Below are 12,922 nucleotides of genomic sequence, written 5' to 3'. Positions count from 1 at the left end.
GGAGGGCTCAGGCTGGCCTGGTCCACACGTAGGCCGCCGAGACCGGGTGCCCCCGGAACCTCTCCCACGTGGGCTTGGCCGCCACCCACGTGTCGTCCACCGTGCCCTCGGAGAGCTCGGCCAGGGTCCAGCCGGCGGCCGTCGCGGCGCGCACGTGGTCGCTGATCAGGTGGACGTGCGTGGTGATGGCGATGTCCTCGCCGGAGGCGTCGGTGTAGTGGGTCGGCATCCCGGAGACCATCGAGAAGTGCGGGTGGTAGGAGACCAGCACGCAGGTGCCGCCGGGGCGGGTCAGCCGGAAGGCCTCGGCGTAGAGGGGGGCCAGGTCGGGCAGGTGCTCGTCGATGAGCGAGGCGATGGCCAGGTCGTAGGAGCCCCCCGGAAGGCCGGTGTCGCGCACGTCGCCCAGGGTCAGGGTGTCGTGGGCGCCCCGCTTGCCGGCCAGTTCCAGCATCCCGGAGCTGATGTCGACGCCGTCGATCCGGGCGACCCCGCGCGCCCGCAGCCAGGAGCCGGTGCGGCCGGTCCCGCAGCCGAGGTCGGCGGCGGCGGTCACGGCCGACCAGTCGGGGGCGGTGAGCCCGTCCAGCAGTCCGAGGTCCATGGCGTCCAGGACCGAGCCCTCGTAGGTGGCCGACCAGCCGTCGTAGCCGGTGGCCGGGTCCACGGTGCGGTAGTGGCGGGTGTCGAAGTCCGCGAAATCTGGCATGGGGCCGAGTATGGCGCGACCCGGGATCGGGCCGCGAACGCTTTTCCCGTCCCGTGCCCGCTGCCGGGCAGGCGCCGTTCGTACGCCCGGCGCCGCACTCCGGGCCGTGCGGCGGGAGAGGCCCGCCCGAAAGGGCCCTCCGGTGCGGGAGGGACCGTGCGGGAGGGCCGCCCCGCCGCCGGGACCCGGCGGCGGCCGAGCGGCGGTGCCGCGGCGCCGGGTCGCACGGCGGAGGGGGCCGGCTCCGGCGCGGCCGGCGCCTCGTGCAGGTGCGCCGGGAGCGCGGCGAACACGTCCGCACCGGCGTTGACCAGGACGACCTGGTTCGGGGAGGGCCCCGGGCGGGAGCGGGGCCGTGGAGCGGCGCCGGGGCCGGCACGGAGGAAAACCGGTTGCGGCGCCCCGGCGCGGCCTCCTACGGTGCATGCCATGTCCTGCTGCCACGCGATCTTCGACGGGGCGCTCGCCTGGTCGGTGAACGCCCACCCGTACGCCAAGCGCCTCCGGTCGGCCCGCCTGCACCGGTAGGCCGGGCCCCGGTCGGCCCCGGTCCCCCCTGGGGGTCCGCGCCGACCGCCCCGCTTCGCGTACGCGTCCCCTTCCGCCCCGCGCTCCCCGCGGCGCCGCCCAGCGGCCCCGGTGGCCGCGCCGGGCGGTCCCTCCCGTGTGGCCCGCCGGTCCAGGCCCAGTCGCGTCCCCTTTCCCACGGACGGGCTGCCCGGACCCCTTCACCCGCACGCCGGCCGGCGTGCCCGTTCGTGCTGCCCGTCCTCGTCCGCCACCCCGCGTGGCCGGAACGGACCTTCCTGTGGCACGAACCGAACGACCCTCCCGGACGAACGCCCGCGACAACCGGCGCCGCCTGTCCCAGAACTTCCTCGCCGACCCCGGCGCCGCGCGCCACGTGGTGCGCGTGTCCGGGGTGGGACCCCGGGACCTGGTGGTGGAGGTGGGGCCCGGCGAGGGCGCCATCACCCGCTTCCTGGCCCCGGCCGCACGCCGGGTGCTCGCCTACGAGCTCGACCCCCGCCTGGCCGAGCGCCTGGCCGCCCGCTACCGCGATCCCGAGCGGGGCGTCCGCGTCACGCGGGCCGACTTCACCCGTGTGCGCCCCCCGGGCGAGGACTTCGCCGTCGTCGGCAACATCCCCTACGCGCGCACCGCCGACATCGTGCGCTGGTGCCTGGCCGCCCCGCACCTGACCTCCGCCACCCTGGTCACCCAGCTGGAGTACGCGCGCAAGCGCACCGGCGGGTTCGGCAGGTGGAGCCTGCTGACCGTGAGCACATGGCCCGAGTGGTCGTGGGCCCTGGCCGGGCGGATCGACCGCCACCGGTTCCGCCCGGTGCCCCGGGTCGACGCCGGCCTGCTGGTGCTGCGCCGCCGCCGCACGCCCCTGGTGGATCCGGGGAGGATGGGCGGGTACCGGCGCATGGTCGAACTCGGTTTCAGCGGGGCGGGCGGCTCCCTGGGCGCGTCGCTGCGCCGCGCCCACCCGGCCCGCCGCGTGGACCGCGCCCTGGACGCGGCCGGGGTGGCCCGGGGCACCCCCGTCGGCCACGTCTCCCCCGACCAGTGGCTGGAGGTGTTCGACGTGCTGGACCCCCGGGGGCGGTGACCGGGGAGGGCCCGGGGGCGCCTTCGCCCTCCCCGGGCCCCCGCCCCGCGACGAGGGACGCGGGGCGTCCGGCCGGGGCGGCGTCCGGCCGCGTTCTCAGCGCAGGAAGTCCAGGAGCGCGGCGACGAGTTCGGCGGGCGCGTCCTCCTGGACCAGGTGCCCGGCACCCTCGAGGAACCGGAGGCGGGCGCCCGGGATCGCGGCGGCCAGCCGCTCCCCCCGTTCCGGGGGCAGCCAGGTGTCCTGCCGGCCCCACACCACCAGGGTCGGCTGGTCGAGGCGGGCGTACCCGTCCTCCACCTCGGCCGTGTGGCGCTCGTCGGCCTGGGCGATCTGGCGGTAGAACGCGGGCTGCCCCTCCTCCCCCAGCCAGGGCCGCACCAGCGCGTCCAGGGTCCCGGCACGCAGTTCGCGGTGGGCGGCCGAGGCCACGTAGGCGCGCACCAGCGCCTCGTGCAGGTGCGGCGGGAGCGCGGCGAACACGTCCGCACCGGCGTTGACCAGGCGGAAGAAGTCGCTGCCCCAGGGGCGCACGCTCACCGCGTCCACCAGGGCGAGCCGCTCGTAGGCGACCCCGTCGAGCACGGCGGCGCGCAGGGCCACCGCGCCGCCGAAGTCGTGGGCGACCACGGCGGGCCGCTCCAGCCCCCAGTGGCCGAGCAGGGCGGTGAACGCGGCCTGCTGGGCGGGCAGGGACACGTCCTGCCCCCCGTACTTGGCGGAGGCGCCGTAGCCGGGCATGTCCCACACGTGGACGGTGTACCGGTCGCCGAGGGCGCGGACCGCGTGGCGCCACACGTAGGACGAGAACGGGGTGCCGTGCAGGAGCACGAGGGGGGCGCCGTCACCGAACCTGTCCCAGTGGACCGTCCCGTTGGGCGCCTCGAACCTGCGGCCGAGCCTCCAGTCGGCTTCGGTCATCATGAGCCCTTCCGTCGAACCATCCCGGCGCCGGATGCCCGGTACCGGGAGCAGCCAGCCTAGGGCGTGTTCCGTGGATGCTGTCCGTCGCGAGCGGCGCATCCGGTGCGTTCATCGCAAGGCCGAAGAAGGAGTCAGGGTGGGGTCCTGTCGACAGATGAGAACGCCGCGAGGGGCGTGCCGGGGCGACGCGCAGCAGGGCGAGTGTCCGCGGAACACGCCCTGGGGGGAGCGGTGACCGGCGGCCCGGGCGGAGGCTCACACCCGCAGGACCGCGAAGCACTCCCCGGGCAGCGCGACGGTGGCGCCGCAGAACCGCGCGGCGCCGTTGGCCAGGACGAGTTCGCGGGGGGCGGCGTCCAGTGCCACCTCGGCGCCGCCGGGGTCCAGGTTGACCACCACCCGCAGCCCGCCCCTCACCAGAACCAGCCTGCGGCCCTCCCCCTCGGCGGTCACCGCGAAGCGGTCCAGCCGCGGGTCGGACAGCTCGGGTTCGCGGCGGCGCAGCGCGATGAGCGCCCGGTACGTCTCCAGGACGAACCGGTGGGGCCCGGCCCCGGGCTGGGACCAGTCCAGGACCGCTCCGTCGCGGGTGGCGGGGTCCATCGGGTCGGGGACCTCCTCGTCGGCCCACCCCAGGGCGGCGAACTCGCGGCGGCGGCCCGCGCGCACCCCCTCCGCCAGCGCGGGGTCCTCGAAGGAGGCGAAGAACGGCCACGGCGTGGTGGCGCCCCACTCCTCGCCCATGAAGACCATGGGGGTGAACGGCGAGCACAGCACGAGGGCGGCGCCGCACACGAGCAGGCCCGGCGAGAGGTGTTCGCCCATGCGGTCGCCGCGCGCCCGGTTGCCGATCTGGTCGTGGGTGCTGAGGTAGGCCAGGAACCGGTGCCCGGGGACGCGGGCGGTGTCCACGGGCGCCCCGTGGGTGCGCCCGCGGAAGCTCGAGTAGGTTCCGGCGTGCCAGAACACGCGGCCGAGCGTGGCGGGCAGCGCCCCGGGGCGGGCGAAGTCGCCGTAGTAGCCGTGGGTCTCCCCCGTCAGGGCCACGTGCAGCGCGTGGTGCAGGTCGTCGGACCACTGCGCGCTCATCCCCAGGCCGCCCGCCTCGCGGGGCAGGACGGTGCGGGGGTCGTTGCGGTCGGACTCGGCGATCAGCGACAGCGGGCGTCCCAGGGCCGCGGCCAGGGCGTCGGCCTCGGCGGAGAGTTCGGCCGTCAGGGGGACGGCGCGGTCGTCGCGCAGGGCGTGGACCGCGTCCAGGCGCAGCCCGTCCAGGTGGTAGTGGCGCAGCCAGCCCAGGGCGTTGTCCAGGACGTGGCGGCGCACGGGGTCGGAGTCGGGGCCGTCCAGGTTGAGGGAGGGGCCCCAGGCGTTCTCGCCGCGGAAGTAGGGGCCGAACCGCGGCATGTGGGCGCCCGAGGGGCCCAGGTGGTTGTAGACGACGTCGAGGAGCACGGCCAGACCCCGGGCGTGGCAGGCGTCCACCAGGGCCTTGAGGGCGTCGGGGCCTCCGTAGGGGGTGTGGACCGCCGCCCACAGGACCCCGTCGTACCCCCACCCGTGGGTGCCGTCGAAGGCGTTGACGGGCATCAGCTCGACGTGGGTGACGCCCAGGTCGACCAGGTGGTCCAGCCGGTCGACGGCGGCGGTGAGGGTGCCCTCGGGGGTGAAGGTGCCCACGTGGAGCTCGTAGACGACCGCGCCGGGCAGCGCCCGGCCGGTCCAGGAGGCGTCGGTCCACCCGAAGGCCGCGTGGTCGTGCACGCGGCTGGGGCCGTGCACGCCGTGGGGCTGGTCCTGGGAGCGCGGGTCGGGCAGGGGGGTGGGGTCGTCCTCCAGGAGGTAGGCGTACTCGGTACCGGGCCCGGCCCCCTCGACCCGGGCCCGCCACCACCCGTCCGCACCCCGTTCCATGGGGACCACGCGCGCACCGGGGGCGGGGGAGCCGCCCGGTCCCCCGGCGCCTGCCCCGGGGGCCACGCTCAGGCGGACCCTCTCCAGGCGGGGGGCCCACACGGCGAAGTCGCCGTGGACGCCCAGGCCGGTGTCCGCGGGGGGCCGGGCGGTGGTCGGGGTGGTGTCCGGTGCGCTCACGCAGGGTGTGTACCCCCCGGTCGGCCCCGTCACCCGCGGGGCCGACCGGCCGGTGGGCGGCGGGCGGCCCCGGGCGGGCCGCGCCCCGGGAGCCGCACCGCAGGCTCCCTGGCGGTGTGGGAGGCCGGGGCGGCGGACGGGTACGCGCCCGGGCGCCGGGAGGGGGCGACGGCGGGGGCCTCGGGCGCCGGCCCGCGGGGCCGTGTCCGACCGGGGTCTCAGGCGCGGGGGCGGTAGACGTGCAGCCGCACCGAGGCGGTGACGGTGAACGGCTCGGGGAGCCCGGCGACGCGGGCGCGCAGTTCCCCGGCTCCGATGTGGCGGGCGCTGGGGCCCATACCCACGACGGTCGCCACGTCCTCGTGGGAGAGCGCCATGGCCAGGCCCAGGCCCTGTGCGCCGACCGGTGCGAAGTGTCCGTGCAGGGACTCCGCCAGGCGCTCGTCCTTGCGCGGGTCCACCTCCAGCAGCCCCAGCGGGGCGCGCAGTTCGACCAGGTGGTCGGCGGCGGGGACGACGACGAGCAGGACGCCGTCGGGGCGCAGCACCCGGTGGAACTCCGCCGCGTTGCGCGGCGCGAACACGTTGAGCACGGCGTGCGCGGAGTCCCCGCGCAGGGGCAGGCCGCGCCAGGCGTCGGCGGTGACGGCGCCGCCGCGCCCGTGTGCGCGCGCGGCCCGGCGGGCGGCCCACTTGGACACGTCCGCGGTCAGCCCCACGGCGCCGGGCAGGGCGTCCAGGACCCGGGTCAGGTAGTGGCCGGTCCCGCCGCCGACGTCGACCACGACCGGGGCGTCGTCGCCGAGCTCGCGTCGCAGCGCGTCGGCGAGGGCGTCACCCACGAAGTCGTAGTGTCCGGCCTGCTGGAAGCGCAGGCGGTCGGCGACCATCTCCTTGCTGTCGCCGGTCCCGGGGGGCGTGGCCCCGGTGAGCAGGCTCGCGTAGCCCTCCCGGGCCACGTTGAAGCTGTGCCCCGCGGCGCAGGCGAGGCCGCGCTCGTCCGGGCGCAGGCCCTCGCCGCAGGCGGGGCAGGCCAGGAGGGCGGCGACGGTGCCGGGCATCCGCAGCCTGGGGCCGGTGTGGTGTGTGGTGTTCGCTTGCGCCATGATCGCCGCTCAGCCTATCCCCTCGCCCGGACCGGGGCGGGGCGGTGGACGGCCGGGGCGGTCCCGGACCCCGCGGCTCCGGCCGGGGTCGGCGGGCGGGTGGGCACGGCGAACCCCGCAGCGGTCCCCCGGCACGGCCCGGGCGGCGGGATCCGCGGCTCCGGCCGGGGCGGGCCCGCGCGATTCCGGCGCGGGGGGCGGAACCACTTCCCGCCGCCGGGTATCTGAGATCGTAGTCACCGTCGACCTCGCAGCCCCCACCCCCTTGAGGCGCCCTCGCCCTCCACCCGCAAGGAGCACGCGTGAAACCCCCTGTCGCGGACCGCTACCGACTCGACGAAGTGATCGCCGCGGGCGGCATGGGAACGGTCTGGCGGGGCCATGACCTGCGCCTGGACAGACCGGTCGCGGTCAAGCTGCTGCGCGACACCGCCTTCCAGGACGCCGAGGGCGCCCGGAGGCGCTTCGAGCGCGAGGCCAGGGCCGCGGCCAGGCTCAGGGGGCCCGGCTTCGCGGAGGTCTACGACCACGGCGAGACGGTCCTGGACGGCGAGAAGCTCGCCTACCTGGTGATGGAGCTGGTCGAGGGGGAGTCCCTCACGGCGCTGCTCAGACGCGAGGGCCCGCTTGTGCCCGACCGGGCCATGGAGATCACCGCCGTGGTCGCCCAGACCCTGCAGACCGTGCACGACGAGGGCATCGTCCACCGCGACATCAAGCCCGGCAACATCCTCATCAACCTGGACGGGGAGGTCAAGCTCGTCGACTTCGGCATCGCCCGGATCAACGACGCCACCTCCCTGACCTCCACCGGCATCGCCCTGGGGACCCTCTCCCACGCCTCGCCCGAACAGCTCGACATGGGCGAGCTCACCTCCCGCACCGACATCTACTCGCTCGGCACGGTCGCCTACCAGTGCCTGGCCGGGAGGCCGCCCTTCGACTCCGCCGACCGCGCCGCCGTCATCGCGGCCCACTTGAACGCCGATCCGCCCCCGCTGCCCGACCACGTCCCCGACCTGGTCGCGCACGTGGTGCTCGTCGCGCTGGAGAAGGACCCGCGCGACCGGTGGGGTTCGGCGCAGGAGTTCGCGGCGGCCTGCCGGGACGCCGCGTCCGGGGACCGAACCGTGCTGACCCGGCGCACGCGCAGCAGGAGGGCGGGCCCCCGGGGGATGTGGTCCTGGCGGGGCGGGTTCGTCGCGATGGCGGTGGCCGCCGCGCTGCTGCTGACCGCGACCCTGGTGTGGTCCCCGCTGACGGGGACGGACGGCTCCCCCACGACCGCGGACGGGGCCGCCGCCGAGGCCCCCGCGCCGACCGGCGGCACGCCCTCCGCCGACGGCGGACCGTCCGCACCCGAAGGGGACCGGGGCCCCGGCGCGACGGCCCCCGCCTCGGACTCCGACGAGGCCCCGGGCGCCTCCGAGCGGGAGGAGGACGACGAGGAGGACGAGGCGGACGGGGGCTCCCCGCGGGACGACGGCGCGCCCTCGGGCGGGAGCGGTTCGGGGGACGGGACCGGAGGCGGTGACGGCGGCGGGTCCGGGGGCGGGGGCGGCGGGTCCGGGGGCGGCGGCGGGTCGGCCCCCACCGGCGGCACCGTGCCCGACGTCGAGGGGATGACGACGCACAGTGCCAGGAGCGTCCTGCGCGAGCGGGGGTTCACCAACGTCCAGGGGCAGTGGCAGACCTGGGGCGAGGGGCAGAACTTCCTCCCCTCCGAATGCGAGGTGCTGTCCCAGACGCCGGCCTCCGGCACGGACCAGGACCTCGACGCACCGGTGCGCCTGACCTACTTCTACTCCCGCGGCCTCCCGGACTGCGGCTTCCCCGTCTTCGGCCGGTAGGCGCCCGCGCGACCGCCCGCGGTCCGGCTCCTCCCGGGGGGCGCCCCCCGGGGAGTGTCGTCGAGCGATGAGCGGCGTCCATGACGTCCGGACCCGAGTTGGGGCAGCCCGGTCGACCAAGGCAACATCTTTGTTCGTTGAGTCCGGTGTCGTGGATCCGAAGGGGTTGTGGCGGATGAGGGTTCTGTTCTTTCCCGATGGCAGCGGGGTGGACGTCTCGGGCGACGCGACGGAGCTCGTCCTCCTGGCCCTCGCCCTCGTCGGGGGGAAGGGCCGCGTGGAGACCACCGCCTCGGCCGAGCCGAGCTTCGGCGGCACCGAACTGGCTTCGGTCGAGGTGGTGGGCGCCGGCGGCCCGGGGGTCGGTGTCAGGGTCGACGTGGAGCGCCGCGTCCTACTCATCGAGGGTGACCGACCCGGCTTGACCGCACTCGCCGACGACGTCCGGTCGATGGCGGGGATGGACGACGGCGGACACCAGCACATCGAGTACTTCCCAGGTCACCACTACCTTGCCGCCAGATCACTGGCCATGGTCGTGAACAGTCCGCACGGGGGCATGCCGGCCCGGTGAACGCCCGATGGCCGCGGTCGGCGGGGGTTCGTGGAAGGTGCCGTCGCGGAGCACGGCGAAGAGGACGGCGGCTCCTCCTCCAGCGGGACACAGCAGAGCGTGGGTCGTGGTGCCCGCCCCGGCCGTCCTCCTTGTCGTGGCAGGCCGGGGAAGCAGGGTCGGCCAGAGCGGCACACGGAGAGGAGGAAGGCCCGTTCGAGCTGCTCGCCCCCGAGGGGCTGTTCACCGCCGATCGAGGAGCCTGGGCTGCGCACGGCCCTCACCGGCGGACCAGCACGGCCACCGGGTAGCGCCGGAGCAGCTCCGCGAGCGGCGCGCACGTGTGCCCGTCGGTGCGCGCGGGCGCGAGGACGCGCCCGGTGAGCCGGTCGGTCCACTCCCCCGGGCCCGCGGGCAGTGCCAGGACGGTGTCCGCCCACCCCCCGCCCGCGGCCAGCCCCAGCGGCAGGCGGGTGGCGACCGCCACCACGTCGGGGTGGCGCGCCCCCCGCGAGGTCCGGGCGAAGGCCACGGCGTGGCCGGCGGCCCGCCCCGAGGCGGTGAGCGGCAGGTAGCCGGCGGGGCGCAGCTCCCGGCGCAGGCGCAGGCAGGTGCGGACCAGGTGGAGCTTGGCCGCGCCGGTCCCGTCCACGGGGGGAAGCCACCCCTCCTCCAGGCGGGCGAGCATGTCGGCGCGGGCCCGGTGGTCCACGGGCCTGCGGTTGTCGGGGTCGACCAGGGACAGGTCCCACAGCTCGGTGCCCTGGTAGACGTCGGGGACCCCGGGGCCCAGCAGCTGCACGGCCTTCTGGCCCAGGGAGTTGCTCCACCCCGCGCCGCGCACCGACTCCACCGCCGAGGCGACCTCCTCCCTCAGGGCGGGGTCGCCCAGGACCCGGCCGGGCCAGGAGCGCACCCGCTCCTCGAAGTCGGCGTCGCGGTCGGTCCAGGAGGTGCCCAGGCGCGCCTCGCGGGCGGCCTTGAGCAGGTACTCGGCCAGGCGGTCCGCCCCGATGGGCCAGGCCCCGACCAGGGTCTGCCAGCCCAGCAGGTTGAGCGCGGGCTCGGGCAGGGCGCACCGCCCGGTCCAGCGGCGCACCGCGCCGGCGAAGGCCTCCGGCGTCTCGGACAGCGCGGCCAGGCGGGCGCGCACGTCCTCGGAGCGCTTGGTGTCGTGCGTGGACAGGGTCGTCATGGTGGCGGGGCGGGAGGCCTCCCGCCGAGCCGCCCCGTCGTGGAACTCACCCGGGTCCACGGCGAAGCGCGAGGGGTCGCCGCCCACCTCGTTCAGGGCCGCGAACCTGGTCCCCCGGTAGAACGCGGTGTTCTCGGTCCCCATCGCCACGACCATGCCGCTGGTCTGCTGGATGCGGCGGGCCGGCTCACCGGAGGGGTCGCCGCGCACCAGCCGGTCGATGTCCTCCAGGTCCGGGGCCAGGTCGGGGCGCCGCCCGCGGGCCCGGTCCACCGCCGCGGCCCAGTCTGCCTCCCCCTCGGGGAGGTAGGAGCGGTACACCCCGAAGGCGCACAGGAGTTCGGCGACGGCCTCCTCGCGTCGGCGGGCCGCCCCCTCGGGGTCCGGATCCGCACGGTCCCCGGCCCGGGGCGGCAGCAGGGCGGCGATGCGCCGCACCTCCGCGCGCAGCAGCACGGTGGCCGCGTGGCGGCGCGCCCCCTCGTCGAGGGCCTGTGCGTCCACCTCCACGCCCTGCTCCCGGGCCAGGTCGGTGAAGGCCGCCTCGCCGGCCGGGTCGACGAACAGCCCGCACACCTCCCGCAGGGCGTCGTAGCCGGTGGTCCCGGCCACCGGCCAGGACTGGGGCAGGCTCTCGCCGGGGGCGAGGACCTTCTCCACCACCACCCACCCGCCGAAGCGCCCGGCGAGCCTGCGCAGGTACCCGCCGGGGTCGCTGAGCCCGTCGACGTGGTCCACCCGCAGCCCGTCGAGCTGGCCCAGCTCCGCCCACCGCAGGATCTCGGCGTGGGTGGCGTCGAACACGCCCGGCTCCTCGACGCGGACGGCGGCCAGCCCGTCCACGTCGAAGAACCTGCGGTAGGTGAGTTCGGAGTCGCCGCGGCGCCAGGACACCAGCCGGTAGTGCTGGCGACCGTGGACGTCGCCGACCCGGTCGCCGGGGGCGTACGTGCCCGGGGCCAGGGGGTAGCGCTTGTCGTGGTAGGCCAGGCACCCGTCGACCACGCGGAGGTCGTCCAGGGCCGAGGCCCCGCCGTCCCCGTCGTCGGCCAGCACAGGCACCAGGACGGGTCCGGCGTCGAAGTCGACGTCGAAGCAGCGCGCGTACACCGACGCCCGCCCGTGTTCGAGCACGTCCCACCACCAGGGGTTGGCGTCGGGCCGGGCGACGGACATGTGGTTGGGCACGATGTCCACGACCACGCCAAGGCCGCGCTCGCGGGCCTTGGCGGCCAGGGCGGCGCGGGCGGCGTCGCCGCCCAGCGCGGGCGAGACCGCGGTGGGGTCGACCACGTCGTAGCCGTGGCCGGACCCGGGCGCGGCGGTCAGGACCGGCGAGAGGTAGAGCGCGCCCACCCCGAGCCGGTCCAGGTGGTCCACCAGACCCGCGGCGTCCTCCAGGGTGAACCCGGGGCTCAGCTGCAGGCGGTAGGTTGACGTCGGAGCGGCGGCCGTGGGCGTGCTGTGCGTGCTCGTCACGCACGTACCCGTGCCCGTGCCGCCCGCGTGTCATGCACGCCCGTCACCGCAGGCGGTGAGCGCCATCCCACACGGGGGCGCTTTGGGGGTGTTGGTCCACCGGTGGTTAAATTCTTCGGCGGTGGACCATCACCAGCGACGACGTGCCGGGAACCGGCCGCGGCGGTGAGACCAGGACCACCGACACCGACGAAGGGGATAGAAGCAGTCGTGCTCCCGTCCAACAAGCACACCAAGACCGGCGCCCCGCGCCACCGCGGCGCCTACCGGGGGGCGGCCTCGGCCGCGCTCGCCGGTCTGCTGCTGGCGACCACCGCATGCGGAAGCGACGACGCGGTCCAGGGAACCGCCCCTCCCGCGGTCCCCGACGACCTGGAGTGCTTCTCCGGAAGCCTGTCGGGCGCCGGGTCCAGCGCCCAGGAGAACGCGATGACGACCTGGATCGCGGGCTACCAGTCGGCGTGCGAGGACGCCCGCGTGTACTACGACTCCATCGGGTCGGGCGGGGGGCGCAACCAGTTCATCGACGGGGCCGTGGCCTTCGCCGGGACCGACGCCGCGATGGACCCCGACGAGAACGGCGACGCCATGGAGCGCTGCGGCGGGACGAACACCATCAACCTGCCCGCGTACGTGGTGGCCATCGCCGTGGTGTTCAACCTCGAGGGCGTGGACTCCCTGAACCTGCGCCCGGACACGATCGCCAAGATCTTCAACCAGGACATCACCCGCTGGGACGACCCGGAGATCGCCGAGGACAACCCCGACGCCGACCTCCCCGACCTGGAGATCACCCAGGTCAACCGCGCCGACGACTCGGGCACCACCGAGAACTTCACCAACTACCTCAGCCAGGCGGCCCCCGACGCCTGGCCGCACGAGGCGGGCGGCCAGTGGCCGATCACCCCGCGCGAGTCGGCGCAGGGCAACAGCGGCATCGCCGACACGGTCCAGCGGGCCGAGGGCTCGATCGGGTACGTGGAGATGTCGCACGTGCACGGGATGTCCACGGCGAACATCGGGGTCGGCGGGGAATTCGTGGAGATCTCCCCCGAGGCCGCCGCCCAGGTGGTCGCCGACTCCCCCCGCCGCGAGGACAACGCCAGCGAGCACGACCTGGCCCTGGACCTGGAGTACGGCACGACCGAGGCGGGCAGCTACCCGCTGGTCCTGGTCAGCTACGAGACCGTGTGCGAGGAGTACCCGGACGCGACCGAGGCGGAGAACGTCAAGTCGTTCCTGCGGTACGTGGTGAGCCCCGAGGGCCAGGAGGCGGCCTCCGCCGAGACCGGCTCCACACCGGTCAACGACACCCTGCGCGAGCAGCTCCTGGCGTCGATCGACGCCGTGGGCGCGCGGGACTGACGCCTCCGCCCGGACGGGGCGGCCCGAGC

9 protein-coding genes are annotated in these 12,922 nt (G+C 76.0%); 4 read left to right on the top strand and 5 right to left on the bottom strand.

The features are described from left to right. Positions 1-7: 7 nt before the first annotated feature. Positions 8-709 (bottom strand): class I SAM-dependent DNA methyltransferase, encoded by a 702-nt coding sequence (locus ACWGL3_RS09045; protein WP_267949912.1) that lies wholly within the window; start codon positions 707-709, stop codon positions 8-10. An 808-nt stretch (positions 710-1,517) separates the two neighbouring features. Here ACWGL3_RS09045 and erm point away from each other — a divergent pair. Continuing rightward, complete coding sequence (gene erm / locus ACWGL3_RS09040; protein WP_267949911.1) at positions 1,518-2,327, top strand: ErmE/ErmH/ErmO/ErmR family 23S rRNA (adenine(2058)-N(6))-methyltransferase; 810 nt, start codon at positions 1,518-1,520, stop codon at positions 2,325-2,327. Between the two features lie 96 nt (positions 2,328-2,423). Here erm and ACWGL3_RS09035 read toward each other — a convergent pair whose 3' ends face one another. From ACWGL3_RS09035 to ACWGL3_RS09025, 3 genes are all read right to left on the bottom strand, one after another. After that, entirely contained in the window at positions 2,424-3,248 is an 825-nt protein-coding gene (locus ACWGL3_RS09035; RefSeq protein ID WP_267949910.1) for an alpha/beta fold hydrolase, read from the bottom strand. 258 nt (positions 3,249-3,506) lie between these two features. Beyond that, on the bottom strand, positions 3,507-5,345 hold the full coding sequence (gene treZ / locus ACWGL3_RS09030) for a malto-oligosyltrehalose trehalohydrolase (protein ID WP_452461117.1): 1,839 nt from the start codon (positions 5,343-5,345) through the stop codon (positions 3,507-3,509). A gap of 218 nt (positions 5,346-5,563) precedes the next feature. Continuing rightward, positions 5,564-6,451 (bottom strand): putative RNA methyltransferase, encoded by an 888-nt coding sequence (locus ACWGL3_RS09025; protein WP_452461116.1) that lies wholly within the window; start codon positions 6,449-6,451, stop codon positions 5,564-5,566. 302 nt (positions 6,452-6,753) lie between these two features. Here ACWGL3_RS09025 and ACWGL3_RS09020 point away from each other — a divergent pair, with 302 nt between their 5' ends. Both ACWGL3_RS09020 and ACWGL3_RS09015 read left to right on the top strand, forming a co-directional pair. After that, the gene (locus ACWGL3_RS09020) at positions 6,754-8,301 is read left to right on the top strand and encodes a serine/threonine protein kinase (RefSeq protein ID WP_267949907.1); all 1,548 of its coding nucleotides are present in this window, start codon (positions 6,754-6,756) and stop codon (positions 8,299-8,301) included. 175 nt (positions 8,302-8,476) lie between these two features. Beyond that, the gene (locus tag ACWGL3_RS09015) at positions 8,477-8,875 is read left to right on the top strand and encodes an Imm32 family immunity protein (protein ID WP_452461115.1); all 399 of its coding nucleotides are present in this window, start codon (positions 8,477-8,479) and stop codon (positions 8,873-8,875) included. A 259-nt stretch (positions 8,876-9,134) separates the two neighbouring features. Here ACWGL3_RS09015 and treY read toward each other — a convergent pair whose 3' ends face one another. Then, positions 9,135-11,528: a malto-oligosyltrehalose synthase gene (gene treY, locus ACWGL3_RS09010; protein ID WP_267949905.1), complete on the bottom strand. Its 2,394-nt coding sequence runs from the start codon at positions 11,526-11,528 to the stop codon at positions 9,135-9,137. A gap of 210 nt (positions 11,529-11,738) precedes the next feature. On the opposite strand from treY, the gene pstS reads away from it, so the two are divergent. Next, positions 11,739-12,893, top strand: coding sequence for a phosphate ABC transporter substrate-binding protein PstS (gene pstS, locus ACWGL3_RS09005; protein ID WP_267949904.1), 1,155 nt, complete (start codon positions 11,739-11,741; stop codon positions 12,891-12,893). Positions 12,894-12,922: the final 29 nt, after the last annotated feature.

The sequence above is a fragment of the Nocardiopsis sp. NPDC055824 genome (assembly GCF_053616335.1).
The sequence above is the reverse complement of the archived record's forward strand: the minus strand, read 5'-3'. Positions and strand labels throughout refer to the sequence as shown.